The 23,733-nt window shown below is 72.5% G+C and carries 25 protein-coding genes; 12 read left to right on the forward strand and 13 right to left on the reverse strand.

Annotation, left to right across the window (positions count from 1 at the left end):
• Positions 1-74 precede the first annotated feature (74 nt).
• The 4 genes from ACWDYJ_RS17245 to ACWDYJ_RS17260 form a co-directional block, all read right to left on the reverse strand.
• The gene (locus ACWDYJ_RS17245) at positions 75-1,034 is read right to left on the reverse strand and encodes a hypothetical protein (RefSeq protein ID WP_451566379.1); all 960 of its coding nucleotides are present in this window, start codon (positions 1,032-1,034) and stop codon (positions 75-77) included.
• Positions 1,031-2,647, reverse strand: coding sequence for a DUF3492 domain-containing protein (locus ACWDYJ_RS17250; RefSeq protein WP_451566380.1), 1,617 nt, complete (start codon positions 2,645-2,647; stop codon positions 1,031-1,033). Before ACWDYJ_RS17250 ends, ACWDYJ_RS17245 begins: the two co-directional genes overlap by 4 nt.
• 228 nt (positions 2,648-2,875) lie before the next feature.
• On the reverse strand, positions 2,876-4,231 hold the full coding sequence (locus tag ACWDYJ_RS17255; protein WP_451566381.1) for a DUF3152 domain-containing protein: 1,356 nt from the start codon (positions 4,229-4,231) through the stop codon (positions 2,876-2,878).
• Between the two features lie 5 nt (positions 4,232-4,236).
• A complete protein-coding gene (locus ACWDYJ_RS17260; protein ID WP_451566382.1) occupies positions 4,237-5,217 on the reverse strand; it encodes an alpha/beta fold hydrolase in 981 nt (326 codons plus the stop codon).
• 128 nt (positions 5,218-5,345) lie between these two features.
• On the opposite strand from ACWDYJ_RS17260, the gene ACWDYJ_RS17265 reads away from it, so the two are divergent.
• The 4 genes from ACWDYJ_RS17265 (at position 5,346) to ACWDYJ_RS17280 (ending at position 7,092) form a co-directional block, all read left to right on the forward strand.
• A complete protein-coding gene (locus ACWDYJ_RS17265; protein WP_451566383.1) occupies positions 5,346-5,561 on the forward strand; it encodes a hypothetical protein in 216 nt (71 codons plus the stop codon).
• Positions 5,562-5,687: 126 nt separating this feature from the next.
• On the forward strand, positions 5,688-6,326 hold the full coding sequence (locus ACWDYJ_RS17270; protein WP_451566384.1) for a TetR/AcrR family transcriptional regulator: 639 nt from the start codon (positions 5,688-5,690) through the stop codon (positions 6,324-6,326).
• 121 nt (positions 6,327-6,447) lie between these two features.
• Positions 6,448-6,675, forward strand: coding sequence for a DUF3107 domain-containing protein (locus ACWDYJ_RS17275; RefSeq protein WP_451566385.1), 228 nt, complete (start codon positions 6,448-6,450; stop codon positions 6,673-6,675).
• Positions 6,676-6,792: 117 nt separating this feature from the next.
• Positions 6,793-7,092 carry a hypothetical protein gene (locus tag ACWDYJ_RS17280; protein WP_451566386.1) on the forward strand — a complete coding sequence of 100 codons (300 nt, stop codon included), beginning with the start codon at positions 6,793-6,795 and terminating at the stop codon, positions 7,090-7,092.
• A 45-nt stretch (positions 7,093-7,137) separates the two neighbouring features.
• Here ACWDYJ_RS17280 and ACWDYJ_RS17285 read toward each other — a convergent pair whose 3' ends face one another.
• Positions 7,138-7,896 (reverse strand): ferritin-like fold-containing protein, encoded by a 759-nt coding sequence (locus tag ACWDYJ_RS17285; RefSeq protein ID WP_451566387.1) that lies wholly within the window; start codon positions 7,894-7,896, stop codon positions 7,138-7,140.
• A 470-nt stretch (positions 7,897-8,366) separates the two neighbouring features.
• Here ACWDYJ_RS17285 and ACWDYJ_RS17290 point away from each other — a divergent pair, with 470 nt between their 5' ends.
• The 3 genes from ACWDYJ_RS17290 (at position 8,367) to ACWDYJ_RS17300 (ending at position 11,618) form a co-directional block, all read left to right on the forward strand.
• Positions 8,367-10,409, forward strand: coding sequence for a DEAD/DEAH box helicase (locus ACWDYJ_RS17290; protein WP_451566388.1), 2,043 nt, complete (start codon positions 8,367-8,369; stop codon positions 10,407-10,409).
• Positions 10,410-10,498: 89 nt separating this feature from the next.
• Positions 10,499-11,371, forward strand: a complete 873-nt coding sequence (locus tag ACWDYJ_RS17295; RefSeq protein ID WP_451566389.1) for an alpha/beta hydrolase — start codon at positions 10,499-10,501, stop codon at positions 11,369-11,371.
• Between the two features lie 94 nt (positions 11,372-11,465).
• The gene (locus ACWDYJ_RS17300; protein ID WP_451566390.1) at positions 11,466-11,618 is read left to right on the forward strand and encodes a hypothetical protein; all 153 of its coding nucleotides are present in this window, start codon (positions 11,466-11,468) and stop codon (positions 11,616-11,618) included.
• 61 nt (positions 11,619-11,679) lie between these two features.
• Here the strand turns inward: ACWDYJ_RS17300 and ACWDYJ_RS17305 are convergent, their stop codons facing one another.
• The 4 genes from ACWDYJ_RS17305 to ACWDYJ_RS17320 all read right to left on the reverse strand — a co-directional run bounded on the left by ACWDYJ_RS17305 (position 11,680) and on the right by ACWDYJ_RS17320 (position 14,584).
• Positions 11,680-12,285, reverse strand: a complete 606-nt coding sequence (locus ACWDYJ_RS17305) for a MarC family protein (protein ID WP_451566391.1) — start codon at positions 12,283-12,285, stop codon at positions 11,680-11,682.
• A 57-nt stretch (positions 12,286-12,342) separates the two neighbouring features.
• Positions 12,343-13,209, reverse strand: a complete 867-nt coding sequence (locus ACWDYJ_RS17310; protein ID WP_451566392.1) for a PHP domain-containing protein — start codon at positions 13,207-13,209, stop codon at positions 12,343-12,345.
• 62 nt (positions 13,210-13,271) lie between these two features.
• Positions 13,272-13,916 carry a DUF6758 family protein gene (locus ACWDYJ_RS17315; RefSeq protein WP_451566393.1) on the reverse strand — a complete coding sequence of 215 codons (645 nt, stop codon included), beginning with the start codon at positions 13,914-13,916 and terminating at the stop codon, positions 13,272-13,274.
• A gap of 83 nt (positions 13,917-13,999) precedes the next feature.
• Complete coding sequence (locus ACWDYJ_RS17320; protein WP_451566394.1) at positions 14,000-14,584, reverse strand: suppressor of fused domain protein; 585 nt, start codon at positions 14,582-14,584, stop codon at positions 14,000-14,002.
• A gap of 376 nt (positions 14,585-14,960) precedes the next feature.
• On the opposite strand from ACWDYJ_RS17320, the gene ACWDYJ_RS17325 reads away from it, so the two are divergent.
• Positions 14,961-16,085, forward strand: a complete 1,125-nt coding sequence (locus ACWDYJ_RS17325; RefSeq protein WP_451566395.1) for a magnesium and cobalt transport protein CorA — start codon at positions 14,961-14,963, stop codon at positions 16,083-16,085.
• Positions 16,086-16,119: 34 nt separating this feature from the next.
• The gene (locus tag ACWDYJ_RS17330) at positions 16,120-16,635 is read left to right on the forward strand and encodes a hypothetical protein (RefSeq protein WP_451566396.1); all 516 of its coding nucleotides are present in this window, start codon (positions 16,120-16,122) and stop codon (positions 16,633-16,635) included.
• A gap of 4 nt (positions 16,636-16,639) precedes the next feature.
• Here the strand turns inward: ACWDYJ_RS17330 and ACWDYJ_RS17335 are convergent, their stop codons facing one another.
• The gene (locus ACWDYJ_RS17335; RefSeq protein ID WP_451566397.1) at positions 16,640-17,452 is read right to left on the reverse strand and encodes a hypothetical protein; all 813 of its coding nucleotides are present in this window, start codon (positions 17,450-17,452) and stop codon (positions 16,640-16,642) included.
• A 177-nt stretch (positions 17,453-17,629) separates the two neighbouring features.
• On the opposite strand from ACWDYJ_RS17335, the gene ACWDYJ_RS17340 reads away from it, so the two are divergent.
• The 3 genes from ACWDYJ_RS17340 to ACWDYJ_RS17350 all read left to right on the forward strand — a co-directional run bounded on the left by ACWDYJ_RS17340 (position 17,630) and on the right by ACWDYJ_RS17350 (position 20,807).
• Complete coding sequence (locus ACWDYJ_RS17340; RefSeq protein WP_451566398.1) at positions 17,630-18,901, forward strand: magnesium transporter MgtE N-terminal domain-containing protein; 1,272 nt, start codon at positions 17,630-17,632, stop codon at positions 18,899-18,901.
• A gap of 97 nt (positions 18,902-18,998) precedes the next feature.
• Positions 18,999-19,595, forward strand: coding sequence for a DUF1003 domain-containing protein (locus ACWDYJ_RS17345; RefSeq protein ID WP_451566414.1), 597 nt, complete (start codon positions 18,999-19,001; stop codon positions 19,593-19,595).
• Between the two features lie 42 nt (positions 19,596-19,637).
• Entirely contained in the window at positions 19,638-20,807 is a 1,170-nt protein-coding gene (locus ACWDYJ_RS17350; protein ID WP_451566399.1) for an Mrp/NBP35 family ATP-binding protein, read from the forward strand.
• Between the two features lie 104 nt (positions 20,808-20,911).
• Here the strand turns inward: ACWDYJ_RS17350 and ACWDYJ_RS17355 are convergent, their stop codons facing one another.
• From ACWDYJ_RS17355 to ACWDYJ_RS17365, 3 genes are all read right to left on the reverse strand, one after another.
• Positions 20,912-21,637: a hypothetical protein gene (locus ACWDYJ_RS17355; RefSeq protein ID WP_451566400.1), complete on the reverse strand. Its 726-nt coding sequence runs from the start codon at positions 21,635-21,637 to the stop codon at positions 20,912-20,914.
• A gap of 113 nt (positions 21,638-21,750) precedes the next feature.
• Positions 21,751-22,182 carry a sec-independent translocase gene (locus ACWDYJ_RS17360; protein WP_451566401.1) on the reverse strand — a complete coding sequence of 144 codons (432 nt, stop codon included), beginning with the start codon at positions 22,180-22,182 and terminating at the stop codon, positions 21,751-21,753.
• A 134-nt stretch (positions 22,183-22,316) separates the two neighbouring features.
• Positions 22,317-23,690 (reverse strand): S1C family serine protease, encoded by a 1,374-nt coding sequence (locus tag ACWDYJ_RS17365; protein ID WP_451566402.1) that lies wholly within the window; start codon positions 23,688-23,690, stop codon positions 22,317-22,319.
• Positions 23,691-23,733: the final 43 nt, after the last annotated feature.

Below are 23,733 nucleotides of genomic sequence, written 5' to 3' on the forward strand. Positions count from 1 at the left end.
CCGGTCATCCTGTTTCTCCTTGGGTGGTGGGGTCGGTCTGGGGGTACGCCGCTCCGGTGTCGGATCCGGAGGGCTCAGGGCCGCGCGTGTGCGGAGGCGCGGGACAGCGCGAGGAAGGCGTGTACGAGGAGCCCCGCCACCGCGGCGGGCACCGCCGCCGGGTCCGGGACCAGGGCGAGCGCCAGGGCCAGGCCCACGGGTGCGCGGTGCGCGCCGTGGACGAGCAGCAGCCGGGCGAGGAAGAGCAGCACCGCGAACGGCACGGCCGCCGCGAAGGCGGCTCCGGTCACCGCGGCCGCCCCCGTGGCGGCCGCGGTGAAGAGCAGGACGGCCCCGGCGAGCAGCGGCCGCGCCCCGGCGGCGAAGTCCTCCAGGGCCCGGCTGCCGGCGAGCCTGCGCCGCGCGCGGGCGGCGAAGACCGCCGCGGTCAGGTGTGCGGGGGCGACGGCCAGCGCGAGGGCGGCGCCGAGGGCCGGGCCGTGCCGGTGGACGGCCCAGCCGACGGCGGCCGTCGCGAACAGGTGCGCGGCGTAGGGGAACCGCCCCCCGGCGGTTCGCCCCGGCCACACCAGCGCGACGACGGTGACGAGCGCCGCGAGGACCCCGGCCCCCGGCGTGCCGGTGGCGGCCGCGCCGACGGCGAGGGCGCCGGGCAGCAGGGCGTACCCGAAGCCGCGCAGGGCCCGCGGCCCGTACGGGACCCCGTACGGGGCTGCGGCGGGCGGGGCATCGCCGTAGGGCGTCCGGGCGTAGAGCTCCTCGGCGAGGGAGAAGACGTCCCGGTGCCGGAACCGCGCGGCGGTCCGGTCGGTGATCCCGTACGCCTCCAGCCCGGCGGCGATCTCCAACGCGTCGACGGCCCGCTCGCACAACTCCCGATGCCGGTGCAGCAGCGTCTTGACGGGATCCCCACCGCCCCTCCGCCGGGGGTTTTCAGCCCCGCCGGGGTTCGAGGCGCGGGGTCCGGGGCGGAGCCCCGGCAACGGCGCCGCACCAGCCGCACCGGCCCCGGCGTACGGATCGACCGTGGTCACACCTCCACCCCCGCAACCCCGGCGGAGCCAACAGCGGAGCCGGAGGCCCAGGCGGGCGTCGTCCAGTGCCCCGGCACCCTCGCCTCGGCCGGGTACTCGAACGGGATCTCCGACCCCGCCCGCCCCGCACCCCGCGCGAGCAACTGGAGGTAGATCTCCCGGAAGGCGCCCACGTTCTGCTCGACGGTGAACAGCTCCACCGCCCGGGCCCGCGCCGCCGCCCCCAGCCGCTGGGCCCGTTCCGGCTCCCGCAGCAGTGCCAGGCAGGCGTCCGCCAGGGCCCGGGGGTTGCGCGGTGGAACGACGAGCCCGGTCCCGCCGATGACTTCGCAGACGGCTCCGACGTCGGTGGACACGGTGGCCCGGCCGCAGAACATGGCTTCGGCGAGCGTGACGGGGAAGCCCTCGATCACGGAGGACAGCACCACGATCCGCCCGGCGGCGTACGCGTCGGCCGGTGACGGCGCTTCGGGTCCGCCGATCTCCTCGAAGGTGACGGGGTTCTCGCCGACCGTGCGCGCGTCGGCGGCCTCGTCGGGGAAGAGTTGCGCGGCCAGCGAACGGCAGTCGGCCAGGTATCCGGGGGCGGCCGCCGTGGCGAAGATCCGCAGCCGGGTCCGCGGCGCGGCCTTGCGGATCTCCGTGAAGGCGTGCAGCAGGGCGATCAGGTCTTTGGCCGGCTCTATCCGGCCGACCCATACGAGTGTGTCGGGGTCTCCGCAGTCCGGGTCCTCCCCGGCGGCGGCGAATCGGTCCGCCTCCATCCCCGGGTACACGGTCCGCAGCCGCTCCTTCACCGCACCGCAGCGCTCCTGCCAGCGGCGGGCGTGCGCGTTGCCGGGGGTCAGCAGGTCGGCACGGGCGTAGATCTCACCGGCCAGCCGGGTGTGGAAGGCGGCGAGGAGGGCGCGTACGGCGGGCCGGGCATCGGTCCCGGCCCGTTCGAGGTAGTGCGCGCGGAGCTGGACCCCGTACTCGGTGACCAGCAGCGGGACCCCGAAGAAGCGTTTGGCCAGCAGCCCGGGGATCGCCGCGATCCCGCCCGCGGCGGCGTGGCAGACGTCGACCGCGCCGAGGCCCCGCCGTCCGGACTCCTCGTACCAGTCGAGGGACAACGGCCGCAGCGCGCGCTCCAGTTCGTCCACGAAGTCGAGCAGGTCCGGCACCTGCGCCGCCTGTACGGCGCGGCTCGCGCCCTGCGTCCGGCAGGCGGACTCCACCGCCCGCACGGCCGTCTCGGAGCGCAGGGCGGCGTACATTCCGCCCTGCTCGCGGGCGAGGTCGGCGAGCCCGTAGAACCCGGCGGCGAAGGGATCGGCCCCGCCCGCGCAGATCCCGCGGACCAGGTCCGTGAAGCTTGCGGTGAAGCGGCGCCGTTCGCGCCGGGAGTACGTGCGCCCGTCGTCGGCGGGGGCCCACAGCGGGGCGGTCTTCACCCGGATGACGTGCTGCGGGAGCGGGACGCGGCCGCGTTCCTCCAGCCCGGCGCTGCGGCTCAGCGCGTAGAGCTCGAACTCGTGCTGCGGAAGCCCGCGCACGAGCCGGTCGCACCAGAGCCTCGCCTCTCCCGCCACATACGGATAACCACCTTCCGTGAGTAGTCCGATCCGCACGAGTGGCACCCCCGATCTCCCGTTCAGGCGGTCGCCGTCGGTCCGGCGACCCGCCGCGGAAGAACTCAAGCGGAAATGGCCAACGCACGGCGGACGGTTGTCCGTCGCGCCACTGGAAGGGGTGAAGAGTCGTAACTTTCCCGCGCGGTCCGCGTTCGAGCACGCTAGGAGTTCGTCCCGGCCGCCGGATCGGGCGGTACGGGGAGCCTCAGGAAACGGTGGCAGCCGTCAATTGCCGGGATAGACCCAGGGATTCGGCTTGCACCGGATGTTGTTGATGTCGAGGGACTTCGTCTGCTGCTGCATGATCGGCGCGAGCGCGCCCGGGGTCTGGCAGCTGACGTGCCCGTGTCCGAGCCGGTGCCCGACCTCGTGGTTGATGAGCATCTGACGGTAGGCGAACATCTGGTCCGGGCCGAAGGTGGGCGAGCCCTGCGCCCACCGGTAGGCGTTGATCATCACGCGCTCGGTGGACGCGGAGTCGCAGGAGACGTTGTCGACGGTGGTGTCCAGCCCCGACTTCGCGCACCAGGTGCCGGTGGTCCCCGGACTGGCCAGCGTGATCACGAACTCGGTCTCGCCGCTCGGCACCCGCTCGAAGGACATCGCCCCGCCGTGGGCCCAGCTGCGCGGGTCGTTGAGGGTGCGCTGCACGGCCTCGGCGAACAGCGCCCGGTCCAGGTCCAGCCCCTGCTCCACGTCGACCCGGTAGCGCACGACCCTGCCCTTGCCGGGCGCCTTGGCGACGCCGGGCACGGTGTCGAAGGTCCCCGGGCCGGTGAGCCCCGCGTCGATCGGCAACTGCCGCGCCATCTGCTGCTCGTACGTCAACGGCGGCGCGGGGCTGGACGGGGCGGGCGGCGGGGAGGCGGGAGGGGTGGGGCGGCCGTCGCCGTCGGAGCGGGAGGCGGCGGACCGGCCGCCCATGGGCCGGTCGGCGCCGTCGTCCCCCGCGGCGCGGGCGCCCTTGGCGCCGGCGTCGCCCTCGGTGGCCACCTGTCCGGCGACGACGACGGCGAGCACGGTGGTGACGGCCGCTGCGGCCATCCCGGTGTACGTGAGGATCTTCGTACCGCGCCCGGACGCGGGCGGCTCGGCGACGACGGGAGGAACGGGTTCGCGCGGCCCGGGGATGCGCCGGTGTGAGCCGGTGCTCGTGACGGGGTCGGCCGGGGCCGGGGCCGGGGCCGGCGGCTCCGGGGTGACCTGGGGGAAGCCGATCGCGGGAGTACCGAAGGCGGGGGTGCCGGTGTCCCGCACGGGCCGGCGGGGTACGGAGGTCCGCGGGACCCCGCGCCAGTCCCCGTAGGCGCCGACCGGCTCGGGCGTGCGGACCGGGCCCGCGCCCCAGGCGCCGCCGGGTTCACGCTGCTCGGGATGCCCGCCGGGCCGCCCGTACGGCCCGGGGCGGCCGGGGGGCGCGTACCCCTGGTGGCTGACGGTGGGCTCGGGCACCCTGCGCGCGCCCGGCGCCTCCTCGTAGAAGAGGGGCTCGTAGAAGGGGGGCTCGTAGAGGAGGGCCTCCGGATCCGGCGCCGGCTCCGGACGGGCAGGGGCGGGGGCCTTGCGACTATGTCGTCCCACGGTCGTCAGCCTTCGCCGTCTTCGGTATCTCGATCGGTGTCGCGGAGCAGCTCCCGGAAGGCGGCGGCCACCACCTCTGGGTACTCCATCATCGCCACGTGCCCGGCCTCGGGCAGACACAGCAACCGCGAACCCCGGAAGGCGGCGGCGGCCTTGCGCGCCATACGGTACGAGACCAGTTGGTCCCGGCCACCGTAGACCAACAGGGTCGGCGCGAGCACCCGCTGTGCCTGCCGCCACAGTCCGTGCTGCCCGCCGAGGGTGTACGCGTCGACGATTCCGCGCGAGGAGCGGGTCATCGCCTCCCAGAAGTACGGCAGCGCCATCCGCCGTTCCATCTCCTCGACGGCGTACCGGAAGGCCTCGGACGTCACCCGGGAGGGGTCTCCGTAACAGAGGTCCGTCACTCCCCGGGTGCGCCGCTCGGCGGTCATGCCCTGGGTCAGGCGCCCGAACAGGGCGGCCATGCCGGGCACGGCCAGCAGGGCGGTGGGTACGGCCCCCTTCTGCACGCGCAGCTCGGGGAGCGCCGGCGAGACCAGCGTCAGGCTGCGCACCAGGTCGGGCCGGACGGCCGCGACCCGTGTGGAGACCGCCCCGCCGAGGGAGTTCCCGAACAGGTGCACCGGCCCGCGCCCGGCGGCGTCGAGGTGGCGGATGACCGCGCGGGTGAGCGCCGTGAGGGTGTAGTCCCGGTCGGCGGGCGGCGGCGACCAGCCGAAGCCGGGCAGGTCGAGGGCCTCGCCGTCGACGTTGTCGGCCAGCCGCTCCATGAGCGCCGACCAGTTCTGCGAGGAGCCGCCGAGCCCGTGCACGAAGAGCGCGGGCGGCAGCCCGTCCCGCACGGGTGGCCGAAAACGTACGTTCAGCTCCAGGCCCGGCAGGGCGACGGTGCGCAGCCGCTCCCCCTCGGCCACCCGGACGGCCCCCACCTGGGAGGTCGGCTGGGCGGTGGAGCGTACACCCGGCAGCTCGGTCGAAGACATGGGGCAATGTTACGAGACCGTCACGCCGCCCCCTGTCCCTTGTGGCCGCGGTCACAGGACCGCCTGGCGGCAGACCCGCGATCCTCCTAGGCTCGTAGTGAGGTACGAGCGAAGGCGAGGGGAGCGGAATGACTGTCGATCCTGCGGAACCGGACACTTTCCGGGAGCAGTTCGCGGAGACGTTCGACGCCGAGGCGCCCGAGGCGGACGCGGCCGAGCAGCAGACCGACCTCCGGCCGGAGGAGGACGAGCCGCTCACCGAGCTGGAGCCGGGCGAGGCCACCGACGGGGACGCCGCCGAGCAGGCCCGGGTGGTCCCACTGGACGAGGAGGACTACCGCTGACCAGCGTGTCCAGGCAGTCCGTACCGCGAGAAAAGTCGGCTTGAACCCACCAGATCCGGTTACCGAAAAGTACGATGGCGGCGCGGCGCAGAGCGCACTGTGTTCTTGAAGAAAGTGGGAGGCGGCGTGACAGCCATCGAGCAGACCGAGGCAACGCGTCCGCGGGGCACGCGACTGCCGCGCCGTGCCCGGCGCAACCAGCTGCTGGGCGCAGCCCAGGAAGTGTTCGTCGCCCAGGGCTATCACTCCGCGGCGATGGACGACATCGCGGAGCGCGCCGGCGTCAGCAAGCCGGTGCTCTACCAGCACTTCCCCGGCAAGCTCGACCTCTACCTCGCGCTGCTGGACCAGCACTGCGAGGCGCTGCTGCTCGCCGTGCGCACCGCGCTGGCGTCCACGACCGACAACAAGCTGCGCGTGGAAGCGACGATGGACGCCTACTTCGCGTACGTCGAGGACGAGGGCGGCGCCTTCCGGCTGGTCTTCGAGTCCGACCTGACGAACGAGCCCGCGGTGCGCGAGCGCGTCGACCGCGTCTCGCTCCAGTGCGCCGAGGCCATCTCGGACGTCATCGCCGAGGACACCGGCCTGTCGAAGGACGAGTCCATGCTGCTGGCCGTGGGCCTGGGCGGCGTCTCCCAAGTCGTGGCCCGCTACTGGCTGTCCAGCGAGAGCCCGGTCGCCCGGGACACGGCGGTCGGCCTGCTGACCTCCCTGGCCTGGCGCGGTATCGCCGGCTTCCCGCTGCACGGCACGGACGTCTGATTCGGACGCTGTTCGCTGCGAGCGTGTCCACCGCGAGCCGATCGTGTCCCCTCGCCGGGCTAATGTGGACCGCGTACGGCGCGGCTGATCGCGCGAACCGGACCGTCGGAGGGACAAAGCCGTGGAGGTCAAGATCGGCGTGCAGCACGCACCCCGGGAGATCGTGCTGGAGAGCGACCTGAGCGCCGAGGAGCTGGAGAGCGTCGTCACCGCGGCGCTGTCCGGCAAGGCGCCGCTGCTGAGCCTCACCGACATCAAGGGCCGCAAGGTCCTGGTGCCGTCCGACCGCCTGTCGTATGTCGACTTGGGCGAGCCGAGCGCGCGCAGGGTCGGCTTCGGAGCGCTCTGAGGCACCGAGAACCACGAGAAACGGCCCGGCGGTTGACTCCGCCGGGCCGTTTCCCTTTCTTCCGCTTCGGGTAGGACGGCAGTGACCCGGTTTGCCCTGACGCATGGGAGTGACCAGATGCTGCTGATGGAGGCGCTCGGCTCCGGCCTGCTGGGCCTCGCCCTGGCCAGTGCCGCCGTACGGGTACTCGCCGAGCGGCTGCCGTCCCCCAGAACGGTCCTGGTCAGCGGAGTGGCGGGGGCCCTATTCGGGGCTTACCTCACCCACACCGCCCTCGGCCCGGGCCACAACACCCTGGCCGCGACCTTCATCGGCGGCGTCCTGGTCTCGACGGTCGTCCTCTCCCTGCTCCTGCGCCCCGCACCGGGCTCCCGAAGCCGCCCCCACAGGACTCCGTTTTCGCTCCCGCAGGGCTGACCGCGAGCCGGACCCCTGAGCGGGGTCCGGGTCAGGGGCAAGGCCTCAGGCCGCGAGGCCCAGGGCGGCCATCCGCTTCGTGTGGGCCTTCGTGATCCGGGCGAACATCTCGCCGACGGCCGCCAGGTCGAAGCCGGCCGCCATCCCGTCGACGCCGCCGACCAGCATCGTGGACAGCGCGTCGCGCTCGGCGACCACGCGCTGCGCCTGCGACAGGGCCTCGCCCATCAGCCGGCGGGCCCACAGCGCGAGCCGTCCGCCACAGCGCGGGTCGGCCTCGATGGCGGCGCGCACCTTCTCCACGGCGAAGCCGCCGTGGCCGGTGTCGTCGAGGACGCCGACGACCAGCGCGCGGGTATCGGTGTCGAGGTGGGTGGCGACCTCGCGGTAGAAGTCACTGGCGATCGAGTCGCCGACGTACGCCTTGACCAGGCCCTCGAGCCAGTCCGACGGGGCCGTCTGGCGGTGGAAGTCGTCGACGCCCTTGGCGAAAGGCTCCATCGCGGCGGTGGGATCGACGTCGATCGCCGCGAGCCGGTCGCGCAGACGCTCGAAATGGTGGAATTCCGCAGAGGCCATCGCGGCGAGTTCGGCCTTGTCGTCGAGGGTGGGCGCGAGTTTCGCGTCCTCCGCGAGGCGCTCGAAGGCCGCGAGCTCTCCGTACGCGAGCGCGCCGAGCAGGTCCACGACGGCGGCCCGGTACTGCGGCGAGGTGGAGGCCGTCGCCCAGTCCTGGGCGGCGATACCGCGGGCCTCGGCGGGGGCGCCGTCGTCGGCGGGAGATGCGTTTTCTACGGTCGACATGCTCCGCACAATAGCTCGCCTAAAGGCGGCACAAGTCACCACACCTACTCACTGTGAGTCCACGTAAACGCGCCTACCCGGTGAATTCGCCCGACACAGCTGCGAGATTCCGGGGTACAGTGGTAATGCGCCTGCCGGAGACTCGGCGGGCCATCCGAATGAGGATGCCCGGTCGGTGGCCCGATCGGCTCCAACCGACCCGCCCTCGTTGTGGTGCGTGCGTTCATGCGTACGGCCACCCTTGAGGGGCCCCCTCAGCGGCAGAAGCGCTTGAGCGAAGGCTTAGTGGTCCCGCGCAGCTTTGTACGACTCGCCCGATTTTCGGGTGGGCGCAGTAGTGCAAGCCCGGCACGGTACGACCCCCCTCGCCGCCTCGCGCCGCGTCTCACAGAAGAGGCAGCACCCTGACTACGTTCCGAGACCTCGGGATCCTTCCCGAGACCGCCGAAGCCCTTGAGGCCGTCGGCATCGTGTCCCCCTTCCCGATCCAGGAGATGACCCTCCCCGTCGCCCTTTCCGGCACGGACGTCATCGGCCAGGCCAAGACCGGCACCGGCAAGACGCTGGGCTTCGGCCTGCCCCTGCTGGAGCGGGTCACCGTCCCCGCGGACGTCGAGGCGGGCCGGGCCCAGCCCGAGCAGCTGACCGACGCACCGCAGGCCCTCGTCGTGGTTCCGACCCGCGAGCTCTGCACCCAGGTCACCAACGACCTCCTGACCGCGGGCAAGGTCCGCAACGTCCGCGTCCTCGCCATATACGGCGGCCGCGCGTACGAGCCGCAGGTCGAGGCGCTCAAGAAGGGTGTCGACATCATCGTCGGCACCCCGGGCCGCCTGCTCGACCTGGCCGGTCAGAAGAAGCTCGACCTTTCGCACGTCCGGGCCCTGGTCCTGGACGAGGCCGACGAAATGCTCGACCTGGGCTTCCTGCCCGACGTCGAGCGGATCATGAGCTACCTGCCCCCGAAGCGTCAGACGATGCTGTTCTCGGCGACCATGCCGGGCGCGGTCATCGGCCTGGCCCGCCGGTACATGACGCAGCCCACGCACATCCGCGCCGTCTCCGAGGACGGTGAGGGCGCGACCGTCGCCAACACCGCGCAGCACGTCTTCCGTGCGCACAACATGGACAAGCCGGAGCTGGTCTCCCGCATCCTGCAGGCCGAGGGCCGCGGCCTGGCCATGATCTTCTGCCGTACCAAGCGCACGGCGGCCGACATCGCCGAGCAGCTGGAGAAGCGCGGCTTCGCGTCCGGCGCCGTCCACGGCGACCTGGGCCAGGGCGCGCGCGAGCAGGCGCTGCGCGCGTTCCGCAACGGCAAGGTCGACGTGCTGGTGTGCACCGACGTCGCCGCCCGCGGTATCGATGTCGAGGGTGTCACCCACGTCATCAACTACCAGACGCCGGAGGACGAGAAGACCTTCCTGCACCGTGTGGGCCGCACCGGCCGCGCGGGCAAGAAGGGCATCGCCGTCACCCTGGTCGACTGGGACGACATCCCGCGCTGGCAGCTGATCAACAAGGCGCTGGAGCTGGACTTCCACGACCCGGTCGAGACGTACTCCACGTCCCCGCACCTGTTCGAGCAGATGAACATCCCCGTCGGCACCAAGGGCGTCCTGCCCCGCGGTGAGCGCACGCGGGCCGGCCTGAAGGCCGAGAACCTCGAGGACCTGGGCGAGACCGGCGGCCGCGGTGGCCGTGGCGGTCGCGGTGGCAACGGCAATGGCAATGGCAATGGCCCGGCTGCTGCCGCAGCCGTGGTGACGGAGGAGCGCCCCGCGCGAACCCGTACGCCGCGTCAGCGCCGCCGTACCCGTGGTGGTTCGGACCTGGGCAACGAGGGCGTGGACACGCCCGTGGCCCCGGTCGCCGACGCCCCCGCGGCTCCGGCCGCCGACGCCCCCGCGGCTCCGGCCGCCGACGAGGTGCGCACGCCGCCGCGCCGCCGCCGTACCCGGATCGCGCTCCAGGCTGCCGCTCCGGCGTTCGAGACGGTCGAAGCGGCCGTCGCCCGGGCCGCCGTGGTCGAGGCCCCGGCCGTCGTCGCCGAGGCGCCTGCCGTGGTCGAGGAGGCCCCGGTCAAGGCCCGCCGCACGCGGACCCGCAAGGTCGTCGAGGCTGTCGCCGAAGCCGCCGTCGTCGAGGCCCCGGCCGTCGCCGAAGAAGCGCCGGTCAAGGCCCGCCGTACCCGGACCCGCAAGGTCGTCGAGGCCGCCCCCGAGGTGGCCCCGGCCGCCGAAGCCGCCGTGGTCGAGGCCCCGGCCGTGGTCGAGGAGGCCCCGGTCAAGGCCCGCCGCACGCGGACCCGCAAGGTCGTCGAGGCTGTCGCCGAAGCCGCCGTCGTCGAGGCCCCGGCCGTCGCCGAAGAAGCGCCGGTCAAGGCCCGCCGTACCCGGACCCGCAAGGTCGTCGAGGCCGCTCCCGAGGTGGCCCCGGCCGCCGAAGAGGCCCCGGTGAAGCCGCGCCGCAGCCGCGCCCGCAAGGTCGCGGACGCGGCCCCGGAAGCGTAGGGCTCACGCCCGTACGACGGCCCCGGTCCCCTTTCGAGGGGGCCGGGGCCGTTCTCGTACCCGGGTGTACGGGCCGGTAGCCTCGGGCCATGAGCAAGCCGCCGCGCCTGACCCTGCCGCCCCTCGCCCGCGCGTACCGCCTGCGCACCGAACGCGGCGAGTTCGCCGTGCACGAGGCCGGCGAGCCCGAGCGCGGCACCGCCCTGCTGGTCCCCGGGTTCACGGGCAGCAAGGAGGACTTCATCGGGCTGCTGGAGCCGCTGGCCGGCGTGGGCTACCGCGTGGTCGCCGTCGACGGGCGGGGACAGTACGAGAGCCCCGGGCCGCGCGAGGAGGCCGCGTACGGGCTGGAGGAACTGGCCGGCGACGTCCTCGCGCAGGCCCACGCCCTCGGCGGGGGTCCGCTGCACCTGGTCGGCCACTCGCTCGGCGGGCTGATCGCGCGGACCGCCGTACTGCGCGACGTCGCCCCCTTCGCCTCGCTGACCTTGATGAGCAGCGGGCCCGCCGCGATCACGGAGTCCCAGCAGACCCGTACCAAGCAGCTGGTCGCCGCGCTGGAGACGCTGCGCGGGATGGGGCCCGCCGAGAGCATGCCGCTGGTGTGGGCGGCGATGCGGGCGCAGGACCCCGAGGACGCCGTCCCGGACAGCCCCGAGGTGGCGGCGTTCCTGCGGGAGCGCTGGCTGGCCACCGTCCCGGAGCAGCTGATCGCGACCGGCCGGGTGCTGATCTCGGAGCCGGACCGGGTCGCGGAGCTCGCCGCGGTCCCGCTGCCGAAACTGGTGCTGTCGGGAAGCGTCGACTACGCGTGGCCGGTGCCGCTGCTGGACGACATGGCGGAGCGCTTGAGCGCGACGCGAGTGGTGGTCAAGGACGCGGAACACTCCCCCAACGCGGAGAATCCGCACGTCACGGCGGGTGCGCTGGCGGCCTTCTGGGCGGCGGCCACCGGAAGGTAGTTAGCCAGTGAAAAAATTTCCTTAGCGTAGGGAATGTTTGCCCCGTACACTTCGTTGGAACCTGTGCAAGGAGATACCGACGAAGGGAGAAGCCGTGCGCTTCGAGATTCTGCGCCTGGACGACGTCGACGGAACCGCCGTGGACAGCACCGTCGTGGACGCGGCCTCCGTCAACCGGATCGTGCAGCAGGCCGCCTCTGTGGGCCAGCGCATTCTGATCCGACCGGCCAAGACCGCGTCTTTCTGATGCTTCCGACGCCCCCGCACCGAATCCGGTGCGGGGGCGTCCGCATGCGCGGTCCGGCCGGTCAGCCGCCGCGTACGACCTGGAGCACACCGTTGATGATCTGCTGGACGGCGATGGCCGAGAGCATCATGCCGGCGAGGCGGGTCACCAGGACGACGCCGCCGTCCTTGATGATGCGGATGATCACGAGCGAGTAGCGCATGGTCAGCCACAGCACGATGTGCATGGCGACGATCGCGGCCCAGACCGAGAACTGACCGTCGAACCCGTCGGCCTTCTGCACGGCCAGGATGACGGACACGATCGCACCGGGACCGGCCAGCAGCGGCATCCCCAGCGGGACGAGCGCGACGTTCACGTCCTTGGTCTGCTGGGGCTCGTCGGTCTTGCCGGTCAGCAGGTCGAGCGCGATCAGCAGCAGGAGCAGACCGCCCGCGATCATCAGCGCCGGGACGGAGACGTGCAGGTAGTCCAGGATCTGCTGACCGCACAGCCCGAACACGGCGATGACGCCGAAGGCCACGCAGACGGCCTGCCAGGCCATGCGGCGCTGCACCTTGGCGGGGCGGCCGGAGGTCAGGGCGAGGAAGATCGGCGTGATCCCCGGGGGGTCCATAATCACAAAAAGCGTGAGAAAAAGGGATCCGAAGACGGCGAAGTCGAACACAGTGATGCCTTGCGGGAGAGGGGTGTGGAGGGCGAAGGGCGGAGCGGGCGCGGTGCTTTACGCGCGGGCGTCTCCACCGGCGCCGGGCACGGGGAAGGCCCCCGTCGCGCGGCGCGTGATCTCGCCGTAGATCTCGGGGTCGGTCGTGTACTCGCCGAGGCGGCAGGTCTTGCGGCTGCCGTGGTAGTCGCTGGAACCGGTCGTCAACAGCCCGAGGTCCCCCGCCAGGCCGCGCAGCCGGGCGCGCGTGGCGGTGTCGTGGTCCATGTGGTCCACCTCGATGCCGTCCAGACCGGCGGCCGCCAGGGCGGCTATCGCGGACTCGGGCACGCACGCGCCGCGCTTGACGGCGGCGGGGTGCGCGAAGACGGTGACTCCGCCGGCCGCCTTGACCAGGCGGATCGCGTCGAAGGGGTCGAGCTCGTGCTTCTCGGCGTAGGCACGGCCGCCGTCGGCGAGCCAGTCGGGCGTGAAGGCGTCTGAGACGGTGGGTACGACGCCGAGTTCGACGAGGGCGGTGGCGATGTGCGGCCGCCCCACGGAACCGGCGCCGGCGATCCGCGCCACCTGCTCCCAGGTGACGTCCACGCCGAGCGCCCGGAGCTTGCCGATCATGGCGTGCGCGCGGGGCGTGCGGTCGTCCCGTACGAGTTCCCGCTCGCGGAAGAGCTCGGGCTCCTCGGGATCGAAGAGGTACGCGAGCATGTGCAGCCCGACCCCGTCGAGCCGGCAGGACAGCTCGGCCCCGGTGACCAGTGTCAGCCCGGCCGGCAGCGCGGCGATGGCCTCGGCGTATCCCCCGACGGTGTCGTGATCGGTCAGCGCGAGCACGTCCAGCCCGGCGTCGGCGGCGTTGCGCACCAGCTCGGCGGGGGTGTCGGTGCCGTCGGAGGCCGTGGAGTGGGCGTGCAGATCGATGCGCACAGCCGAACTCCAAGGTTCACACGGACAGGGGGACACTCCAGGATACCCGCGCCCCCGGTCTTCTAGGACGAGCCGAGGATGCGGGGGCTGAGGGCGCCGCAGGGCAGGAGTTCGACCTCGGAGCCCGCGTCGCGCAGGTCGGTCAGGACGAGTTCGTCGTACATCAGGAGGCCGGACTGCTCGGGCCAGACGACGGCCCACAGCCACAGCCCCCGCGCCTCGCCCGCGAACACGGCCCGGTCGTCCGGCGCGCCGGCGACGTGCCACAGCGGGGTCGGGCGGCCCGCCGCGACGACCTTGGCGTGGGGTGGGGCCGATACGTCGATGTAGGGGCCGGGGTCGGGGCCGTCGATGCCCGCGAACCGCGCGCCGAGGCCGACGCCCAGTTCCTCCGCGACGAGCAGGAGCTCCCCCATGCCGCCCAGCGGTCCGGGGCCCGAGCAGACCACGGCCGTGGCCCGGCCCCCGCTGCGGTCGTCACCGGCGGACGCGGCCCCGGTGAACAGCCACCCCACCGGCAGCGGCCACGGCATCCACACCGGAACCTTCGCCCGGTGCGCCACGACGCCGATGCCTTCGACGCTGGGTGGGATGACAGGCTGTAGCGGATGGACGGCGCCGTGTACCGCGCACTGCCAGGAGTCGGCGAAAAGACCGGGCGCTCGCACCCGGCCACCGCACTTCGGGCAACTCGGTTCGCCCCTCATAAGAAGCACGCTCCTCCCCGCCCGGCGCCCCGTCAAGACGCGATCACCCGTCCGGATGTCATGCGTACCCGCGGGCGCGGCGCTCAGTCCAGTGCGACGGCCGTACGCAGAGGGTCCCGCAGATCGGTGCCCCGCGCGAGCCAGCGCTCCTGGAGGGCCGCCGCCCCGTGTACGCGCTTCCACGCCGCCTCGTTCGCCGTCATCGGCAGCAGCGGCAGGAAGTGGACCGGGTCCATCGGCTCGTCCAGTTCCACGTCTTCGACCAGTCCGCCCGGCTCCGCGACGAGGACCGAGCTGAACGGCGCCCCGTCCCACAGGGGTTCGCCGACGTCGAGCGAGGCTCCGGGGGCCACGACCAGACCCTCGACCTGGGGGGAGGCGGCCAGGACGGCGAGCGGGCGGAGCAGTTTGTCCGTGGGCGCCACGCCGGCCCGTACGGTCAGGACGAGTTCGGCGCGCGGGCCGCGGACGGGGTCGGCGACCACGGCGGTCGGGTCGGTCATCGGGTGTGCGGACATTCCGAGGGTCGCGTACCGCACGAGGTCGCCCTCGGTGAAGCGGAGGACCTCGATGCGGTCGGTGCCCAGGAAGGTGACGGCGGCGCGGGCGTCGGGTTCGCCGAACGTGCTGCGCAGCCGGGCCTCGACGAGAGCCAGAGTTTCTGCCATGAAGTGAGCATAGAACTCGTATCGGGCGGGTAAAGGGCGGCCCCTGACCATCCGTCGGCTGATAGTGTTGACAGCTGTTCGGGGCCGCACGCGGAAGCGTTGTTTAAGTGCTCCGGCTACAGGACGTCCCCTACGGGGGACCGGCCGGAGGAGGTGGGGCTGCGGTGGATCGAAGTCGATCGTGCAGTACCAATCGCTCTTCCGCTTCTGTGACAGGCGCTTCCCGCCCCCTTTGATCATCTGATCAGCAGAAGAGCGACGGCAGACCTTTGTCCTCCCGTCCTGTTTCCCTCCCCCTGCCGTGGCCTGCCCGCCCGCGGGGCTGGAGGGTCTCCCACCCGTACGGCTCGCAGCCGTGCGTGCGAAGGAGCCTGCGATGTCGATGCTGCCCTACCTGCGTGCGGCCGTCCGTCCGACGCTGCGCAAGTCCACCCCCGCCCAGCCCGGCTACGACACCACCCGCGATCCGTCGGTGAACAGCGCGGTGGTCGACTGCGCCGTGTACCGCGACGGCCGGCGCGAGGCGCCGAAGTCGGGGTCCGCCCGTCTGACGTCGAGTGAGGCGATGCGCCGGGTCCGCGAGGGCGGCGGTTTCGCCTGGATCGGGCTGCACGAGCCGACCGAGGACGAGTTCGCCGGGATCGCCGCCACCTTCGGCCTGCACCCGCTCGCCGTGGAGGACGCCGTGCACGCGCACCAGCGGCCGAAGTTGGAGCGCTACGACGACACGCTCTTCACCGTCTTCAAGACGATCCACTACGTCGAGCACGCCGAACTGACCGCCACCAGCGAGGTGGTGGAGACCGGCGAGGTGATGTGCTTCACGGGCCCCGACTTCGTCATCACCGTCCGGCACGGCGGCCAGGGGTCCCTGAAGGGGCTGCGCCACCGGCTCCAGGACGACCCGGAACTGCTCTCGCGGGGCCCCTCGGCGGTGCTGCACTCCCTCGCGGACCACGTCGTCGACGGTTACATCGCGGTCGCGGCGGCCGTGCAGGACGACATCGACGAGGTCGAGAGCGAGGTCTTCGCCGCCCCCGCCAAGGGCGTCAGCCGGGGCGGCGACGCGGGCCGCATCTACCAGCTCAAGCGGGAGGTGCTGGAGTTCAAGCGGGCGGTGTCCCCGCTGCTGCGGCCGATGGAGCTGCTGAGCGAGCGGCCGATGCGGCTGGTGGACCCGGACATCCAGAAGTACTTCCGGGACGTGGCCGACCACCTCGCGCGGGTGCACGAGCAGGTCGTCGGATTCGACGAGCTGCTGAACTCGATCCTCCAGGCGAATCTCGCGCAGGCGACGGTCGCCCAGAACGAGGACATGCGCAAGATCACCTCCTGGGCGGCGATCATCGCCGTGCCCACGATGATCTGCGGGGTGTACGGGATGAACTTCGAGCACATGCCCGAGCTCCAGTGGAAGTACGGCTATCCGATGGTGATGGCCTCGATCGTCGGCGTCTGCTTCACGATCCACCGCACGCTGCGGCGCCACGGCTGGCTGTAGCGGGTCGCGCGGGAGCGCCCACTACCCTGGGCGCATGACTCTCAGCGCGCTCGAGCTGGCCCTCGTCGAGGAGGCCTCCAAGAAGTCCGGCCTGATCTGGGTCCGCGGCGCCGGCGCCGACCGGGCCCTGTGGCATGCCTGGGTGGACGGCGCCGCGCACGTCCTCGGCGACGGACCCGGTGAGCAGCCGTTCCCCGGGCTCGCCGACGGCGCCGCCGCCGAGGTGACCGTGCGCAGCAAGGACAAGGGCGGCCGCCTCGTCGCCTGGACGGCGGCCGTACGGGAACTCGTACCCGGCAGTGAGCCGTGGGACGCCGCGGTCTCCGAGCTGAAGGGCAAGCGGCTGAACGCGCCCGACTCGGAGCGGATGACCGAGCGGTGGGCGCGGGAGTGCCGGCTGCTGCGCCTGGAGCCGGTGGCGGTGGCCGAGCGGCTGCCGGCCGGCTCGCTGGCCGCGGCCCCCCTGCCGTGTCCGGCGACGACCCGCCGGGCCATCCCGGTGGGTCTGCCGAAGCTGCTGCTGAAGCGGAAGAAGAAGGCGAAGGGTTAGAAGGTCAGCCGGTCGGGTTCGAGCCCTGGCCGGAGCTCTTGGACGGGGTGGGCGTGGGCGCGCCGCCCTGTGCCTTGCCGTCCTTGGTCGTCGGCAGCTGGGAGCCGTAGTCGACGGTCTGGTCCTTCGCGGGCGGGTCCAGCGGGAAGGGGCTGCCCCATTCCGCGAGTTCCACCCGTCCCGCGCCGCCGGCGCGCTCCATCAGCAGCGGGTACGGGGTCCCCTCCAGGGACACCGAGAGCTTGCCGCCCCTGCCCGCGTCCGCCGAGAGCTGCACCGCGCGGGTGGCCCCGACCGTGGTGTAGGCGGCGCCCTTGGTGAGTTTGCCCTGGAGGCCGAGCAGCCCGTCGAGCAGGACGTCCATGTCGGTGAATCCGCGGAACTGCTTGTACGAGGGGTCGGCCGCGGGGACCTTCACGTACTTGTCGCCGAGCTTGCCGGCCGAGTCGGACTGGCCCCAGAAGGCCGCGCTCGCCTTGAGGTACAGCTGCTCCCCGACGCGCAGCAGCTGGAAGGTGTCCTCCTGCGACTTCACCTCGCCGGAGCCGCCGTCCGACTTCAGGCGCATGTCGAGGGTGAAGGTCTTGCCACCGCTGACCAGCGTGCCCGACAGGTGCACCGAGTCGGCCTCCGCCGCGGCCGCCTTCGCCTGTGCCTCGATCGTCTCGGCTGGGAGCTTGCCCACCCCGTTCGTGCCCTTGTCGGGGTCCACTTCCTTTTCCTTGCCGCAGGCGGTGCCGGTGACGACGAGGCCGGCGCACAGGGCGCCGATCAGGACGGCCCGGCGCAGCCGTGAGGCGGAGGTGTAGGCGGTCACGGGCAGGTGCCTCTCGTCGGTCGTCTGCGAGCAGCAGGCAGCGTACCCGGCCGTCCGGCCGCTCCGACCGGCCCCTGCCGTACCCCCTGCCGGCGGCCCCACCAGGACGGTTGCCGGTGTCACGGGCTAGATTGAGGCACGGTAAGACCCTTGATCGACGCTCTAGGAGGCGCTCGGATGGCTGCAGGCGCCCCGCGGATCTTCGTATCGCATCTGTCGGGTGTGCCCGTCTTCGACCCCAACGGCGACCAGGTCGGGCGCGTCCGCGACCTCGTCGCGATGCTGCGCGTCGGCGGCCGCCCGCCGAGGCTGCTGGGCCTGGTGGTGGAGGTGGTCAGCCGCCGCCGGATCTTCGTGCCGATGACCCGGGTGACGGGCGTGGAGTCGGGGCAGGTCATCACCACCGGCGTCGTCAACATGCGGCGCTTCGAACAGCGCCCCACGGAGCGGCTGGTCCTCGGCGAACTGCTGGACCGCCGGGTGCGCCTGGTCTCGACCGGCGAGGAGGTCACCGTCCTCGACGTGGCCATCCAGCAGCTGCCGGCCCGCCGGGACTGGGAGATCGACCGGATCTTCGTACGCAAGGGCAAGGCGGGCGCGCTGCGCCGGCGCGGCGAGACCCTCACGGTCGAGTGGTCCGCGGTGACCGGCTTCTCGCTGGAGGAGCACGGGCAGGGCGCGGAGAGCCTGGTGGCGACCTTCGAGCAGATGCGCCCGGCGGACCTGGCGAACGTACTGCACCACCTGACGCCCAAGCGGCGCGCCGAGGTGGCCAACGCACTCGACGACGACCGGCTCGCGGACGTGCTGGAGGAGCTCCCCGAGGACGACCAGGTGGAGATCCTCGGCAAGCTGAAGGAGGAGCGGGCGGCCGACGTCCTGGAGGCGATGGACCCGGACGACGCGGCCGACCTGCTGTCCGAGCTGTCGGAGGACGACCAGGAGCGGCTGCTGACGCTGATGCAGCCGGACGACGCGGCGGACGTGCGGCGCCTGCTGTCGTACGAGGAGCGCACGGCGGGCGGTCTGATGACGACCGAGCCGATCGTGCTGCGGCCGGACGCGACGGTCGCGGACGCGCTGGCCCGCGTACGCCAGTCGGACCTGTCTCCGGCGCTGGCGGCGCAGGTGTACGTGTGCCGGCCGCCGGACGAGACGCCGACGGGCAAGTACCTGGGGACGGTGCACTTCCAGCGGCTGCTGCGCGATCCGCCGTTCACCCTGGTCAGCTCGATCGTGGACACCGACCTGCCGCCGCTGCGGCCGGACGCCTCGCTGCCCGTCGTGACCAGCTACCTGGCCGCGTACAACATGGTCGCGGCGCCGGTCGTCGACGAGAGCGGCTCGCTGCTGGGCGCGGTCACCGTCGACGACGTCCTGGACCACCTGCTGCCGGACGACTGGCGCGAGACGGACTTCCAGTCCGAGGAGGTCGTACGTGGGCACTGAACGGGGGCGCGGCGACGCGGCGCGCGAACGGCGCCGGGAGCGGCGCCAGCATGCGCGCGAGGGCCTGTCGGACCGGCTGGAGGAGGCCGCGGAGCGGATGCGCTCCGAGCGGCCGGAACGTGCGGGCGGCGAGCGGGCGCGGGGCGGGCACGGCCCGTCGTCCTCGTCCGCGACGGGTGCGAGCGCACTGACGCGCTCGCGCGTCCGGCTCGATCAGCCGCGTCCGGCGCGCCGGCGGCTGCTGCCGGAGTACGACCCGGAGGCCTTCGGACGGCTGTCCGAGAAGGTGGCGCGCTTCCTCGGCACGGGCCGGTTCATCGTCTGGATGACACTGGTCATCATCGTCTGGGTGCTGTGGAACATCTTCGCGCCGAAGGAGATGCGCTGGGACGAGTACCCGTTCATCTTCCTGACGCTGATGCTGTCGCTCCAGGCCTCCTACGCCGCCCCGCTGATCCTGCTCGCGCAGAACCGGCAGGACGACCGGGACCGCGTCAACCTGGAGCAGGACCGCAAGCAGAACGAACGCTCCATCGCCGACACCGAGTACCTGACCCGGGAGATCGCGGCCCTGAGGATGGGCCTCGGGGAGGTCGCCACGCGCGACTGGATCAGGTCCGAGTTCCAGGACATGATCAAAGAGATGGACGAGCGCAGGCTCCTGCCGCCGGAACGTGACGAAGCCGACCGCTGAGGAGCTTTCCGGAGCCGTGCTACCGAGCCGTACCATCGGGGCATGGCTACCGACACAAGCTCCACCGCCGACGCCGCAGTGCCCCAGCAGGACGCGATCCTGGACGCGCTGGCGACGGTGAACGACCCCGAGATCCACCGGCCGATCACCGAACTCGGCATGGTCAAATCGGTGGAGATCGGCGAGGGCGGCGCCGTCGCCGTCACCGTCTACCTCACGGTGTCGGGCTGTCCCATGCGCGAGACCATCACCAAGAACGTCACCGAGGCCGTCGAGCGCGTCCCGGGCGTCAGCTCCGTCGCGGTCACGCTGGACGTGATGAGCGACGAGCAGCGCAAAGAGCTCGCGGCCACCCTGCGCGGCGGCACCGCCGAGCGTGAGGTGCCCTTCGCCAAGCCCGGCTCGCTGACCCGCGTCTACGCGGTCGCCTCCGGCAAGGGCGGCGTCGGCAAGTCCTCCGTCACGGTCAACCTCGCCGCGGCGATGGCGGCCGACGGCCTGAAGGTCGGCGTGGTCGACGCGGACATCTACGGCCACAGCGTGCCGCGCATGCTCGGCGTGGAGGGCCGCCCGACCCAGGTCGAGAACATGATCATGCCGCCGTCGGCGTACGGCGTGAAGGTCATCTCCATCGGCATGTTCACGCCGGGCAACGCCCCGGTGGTGTGGCGCGGACCGATGCTGCACCGAGCCCTCCAGCAGTTCCTGGCCGACGTGTACTGGGGCGACCTGGACGTCCTGCTGCTGGACCTGCCGCCGGGCACGGGCGACATCGCGATCTCGGTGGCGCAGCTCGTGCCGAATGCCGAGATCCTGGTCGTCACCACCCCGCAGCAGGCCGCCGCCGAGGTCGCCGAGCGGGCCGGCTCGATCGCCGTGCAGACCCACCAGAAGATCGTCGGCGTCGTCGAGAACATGTCGGGCCTGCCGTGCCCGCACTGCGACGAGATGGTGGACGTCTTCGGCTCCGGCGGCGGCCAGCAGGTCGCCGACGGCCTGACCAAGACGGTCGGCGCGTCCGTGCCGGTGCTCGGGTCCATCCCGATCGACGTACGGCTGCGCGAGGGCGGCGACGACGGCAAGCCGGTCGTCCTGTCCGACCCGGACTCCCCCGCCGGCGCGGCGCTGCGCGCCATCGCCGGCAAGCTGGGCGGCCGCGCCCGCGGCCTGTCGGGCATGTCCCTGGGCATTACCCCGCGCAACAAGTTCTGAGGCCTGAGCCTCTGAGGCTCCGAGGCTCAGAGGCGGCCCGCACGGGTCCGGGCAGCGTAAGGGGCACCGCCGGCCGGCGGTGCCCTTCGCCGTACCCGGGCCGGTTACTCGTACGCGCCGAGGTCCGCGATCACCGAGAAGCCGAGCCCGTACGCGCTCATCCCCCGGCCGTACGCACCCAGGTGCGCACCCCCGCGGGTGGACCCGGCGAGGACCCAGCCGAACTCCGACTCGCGGTAGTGGAACGGCGTCGGCTCCCCGTCCACCGGCAGCGACAGCGTCGACCAGTCGGGTCCCGCGAGGTCGTCCGCGAGCTCCCAGGCCGCCTCGGTCTGCTGGTCGAGCCAGTCGTCGCGCAGCGTGTGGTCCATCTGGAGGGGCCAGCTGTAGGCCAGCAGCCCGGAGCCGGCCAGCCAGGCCGCCGAGGAGACCGAGGTGGCCTCCAGGACGCCGGTGCCGTCGCCGCTGCGGCGCAGGGGGTTGCTCGCGACGGTGACCACCACCGCGAAGCGCTCCTTCTCGCCGGTGGCGATCTCACCGCGGACGGAGGGCTCGTCGCCGTGGCCGGTGGAGCCGTGCTCCACGGTGCCGTCGGCGCCGGCGGCGACCTGCATGAGCCAACGGGGGCCGGTGAAGGCCCCGTCCAGCCCGTACCAGGGGAAGCCGGCCCGGAGGTACCCCTCGACCGCCAGGCGGGTCACAGGGACGGGCGCGGCGGCCTCCTCGGGCTGCCCCGGGGGCGACTGCGGGGGCTGCTCGGTCTGCGGGGGTGCGGCGTCGGGGGCTTCGGCAGGCTGTACGCCCACCCGGCTACTGCTCGTGGTCTCCATCTGCGCGGCCTCTCGTTCCGTGGGGTCCGGAACGGCCCGCCCCCCTCGGGCGTCCTGAAACCGGACAGAAGGAGGATAGCCAGCCCACCCGGGATCCCCGGGCAGGCTGCGGCTCAGGTGGCGTCGGCGTCGAAGGCCGTACGGGGCGCCGGGGCGGGAGCGGCGGGCTTCTTGAGCAGGTCCGGACCCGGACCGGCACCGGCGACGGGCGTGGCGGGCTCGGACTCCTCGCTGTTGACGGCGTCCGTGACGTCGTTCAGCTCCTTGCGGAGATCGAAGCTGGTGCGGATCTCCTTGAGATCCTCGTTCTCGCTCAGCTGTTTGCGGATGAACGTCTTCGGATTCAGGTCCTCGAACTCGAAGTCCTTGAATTCCGGACCCAGTTCGGAACGGATGTCCTGCTTGGCACTGTCCGAGAACGACCGGATCTTACGGATCACGCCGGATACGTCCTGAATCACCTTCGGCAATTTGTCCGGACCGAAGACGAGGATGGCGAGCACCACGATCGTGACCAGCTCGAGTGCGCCTATGTCGTTGAACACCTTGCCGCTCCTCGGCTCTCTTCACGTCGGGCCCGGACAACGGTACCTGGCGATGCCTGCGGCCCCTACGCCAGTACGGGCCCATTTCCGGATTCATCCGGGCGTCATCCCGTATTCGTTCAAGCGGTGTTCGTTCAAGAACCGTTGGCCGAACCCAGTACCACTTCCAGCGTGCGCTCCTGGCCGCCGCGCAGCACGGTCAGGGTCAGCCGGTCACCGGGGCGGTGGGCCCGGATCTTGATGATCAGCTCGTCACCGCCGTGCACGCGTACGCCGTCCACCTTCGTGATCACGTCGCCCGCCTTCACTCCCGCGCGGGCGCCGGGCCCGCCGGCGACCACGGAGGGCTTTCCGTCCTCGCCCTTGGACCCGACCCTGGCGCCCTCGCCCTTGTACTGCATGTCGAGGGTGACCCCGATGACGGGGTGGGTGGCGCGGCCGGTGCGGATGAGCTCCTCGGCGACCCGCTTGCCCTGGTTGACCGGGATGGCGAAGCCGAGGCCGATGCTGCCGCTCTGGCGGGGGCCCTCGTCACCGCCCTCGCCCTTGTCGGCGCTGCGGATCGCGCTGTTGATGCCGATCACGTGGGCCCGGGAGTCCAGGAGCGGGCCGCCGGAGTTGCCGGGGTTGATGGGGGCGTCCGTCTGGAGGGCGTCGACGTAGCTGATGTCGCTGCCGTCGCCCTTGTCGCCGCCCGCCGTGATGGGGCGGCCGGTGGCGCTGATGATGCCGGCGGTGACGGTGTTGGAGAGGTCGAAGGGGGCGCCGATGGCCACCACCGGATCACCGACCTTCACGTTCTCGGAGTTCCCCAGCGTCAGCGGGCGCAGCCCCCGTACTCCGGAGACCTTCACGACGGCCAGGTCGTAGCCGCTGTCGCGGCCCACGAGCTCGGCGGTGACGCTGTCGCCGGTGCTGAAGGTGACGGTTATGTCCTTGGCGTCGGCGACGACGTGGTTGTTCGTCAGGATGTGGCCCTGGTCGTCCAGCACGAAACCGGTTCCCGTGCCGCCACCCGCGCCGCCGCGCACGTACAGCGTGACCACGCCGGGCAGCGCGGTGGCGGCGATGCCCGCCACGCTGTCCGGGGCCCGGCCCTTGTTCCCCACGGCGGCCTGCGGGAGCTCCAGGCGGGTGCTGCTCTGCCGCTCGGCGAGGACGCCGAGGTAGCCGCCGGTACCGCCCGCGAGGAGCGCGACGGCGACGCCGAAGACCGCCATCCGGCCGATCCCGGGGCCGCCGCGCGGTCTGCCCTGGTCCACCACCTGGAGCGGCTGGTCGGCCCACGGGTCGTAGCGCGGTCCGGGGCCCGGCGTGGCATCGAACGCGGCGGAGGCGTCCGCCGCGCCCGCCTCCGCGCTCGCGGTCGCGTCGGGCGCGGGTGCCCCGGCTTGCGGGCCGGGGGCATCGGCGGCCGCCCGGCGCCCCCACCCCGGAAGCCGCGGCGCCGGACCGTCGGGCCGGCTCCACCACTTCGGAGCCGGATCGGTCTGCTGACTGTCGGACATGGGCGCTCCCCGCGGGCCTGTCGCACCGCAGGGCGGCGCACCT

The sequence above is a fragment of the Streptomyces sp. NPDC003042 genome (assembly GCF_053591315.1).

Coding starts and splice junctions, on each gene's coding strand:
- ACWDYJ_RS17345 (WP_451566414.1), top strand. CDS start 18,999: ATGCGCTCCGAGCGGCCGGAACGTGCGGGCGGCGAGCGGGCGCGGGGC.
- ACWDYJ_RS17265 (WP_451566383.1), top strand. CDS start 5,346: ATGACTGTCGATCCTGCGGAACCGGACACTTTCCGGGAGCAGTTCGCG.
- ACWDYJ_RS17325 (WP_451566395.1), top strand. CDS start 14,961: ATGTCGATGCTGCCCTACCTGCGTGCGGCCGTCCGTCCGACGCTGCGC.
- ACWDYJ_RS17280 (WP_451566386.1), top strand. CDS start 6,793: ATGCTGCTGATGGAGGCGCTCGGCTCCGGCCTGCTGGGCCTCGCCCTG.
- ACWDYJ_RS17295 (WP_451566389.1), top strand. CDS start 10,499: ATGAGCAAGCCGCCGCGCCTGACCCTGCCGCCCCTCGCCCGCGCGTAC.
- ACWDYJ_RS17340 (WP_451566398.1), top strand. CDS start 17,630: ATGGCTGCAGGCGCCCCGCGGATCTTCGTATCGCATCTGTCGGGTGTG.
- ACWDYJ_RS17285 (WP_451566387.1), bottom strand. CDS start 7,896: ATGTCGACCGTAGAAAACGCATCTCCCGCCGACGACGGCGCCCCCGCC.
- ACWDYJ_RS17315 (WP_451566393.1), bottom strand. CDS start 13,916: ATGAGGGGCGAACCGAGTTGCCCGAAGTGCGGTGGCCGGGTGCGAGCG.
- ACWDYJ_RS17365 (WP_451566402.1), bottom strand. CDS start 23,690: ATGTCCGACAGTCAGCAGACCGATCCGGCTCCGAAGTGGTGGAGCCGG.
- ACWDYJ_RS17260 (WP_451566382.1), bottom strand. CDS start 5,217: ATGTCTTCGACCGAGCTGCCGGGTGTACGCTCCACCGCCCAGCCGACC.
- ACWDYJ_RS17355 (WP_451566400.1), bottom strand. CDS start 21,637: ATGGAGACCACGAGCAGTAGCCGGGTGGGCGTACAGCCTGCCGAAGCC.
- ACWDYJ_RS17350 (WP_451566399.1), top strand. CDS start 19,638: ATGGCTACCGACACAAGCTCCACCGCCGACGCCGCAGTGCCCCAGCAG.
- ACWDYJ_RS17330 (WP_451566396.1), top strand. CDS start 16,120: ATGACTCTCAGCGCGCTCGAGCTGGCCCTCGTCGAGGAGGCCTCCAAG.
- ACWDYJ_RS17320 (WP_451566394.1), bottom strand. CDS start 14,584: ATGGCAGAAACTCTGGCTCTCGTCGAGGCCCGGCTGCGCAGCACGTTC.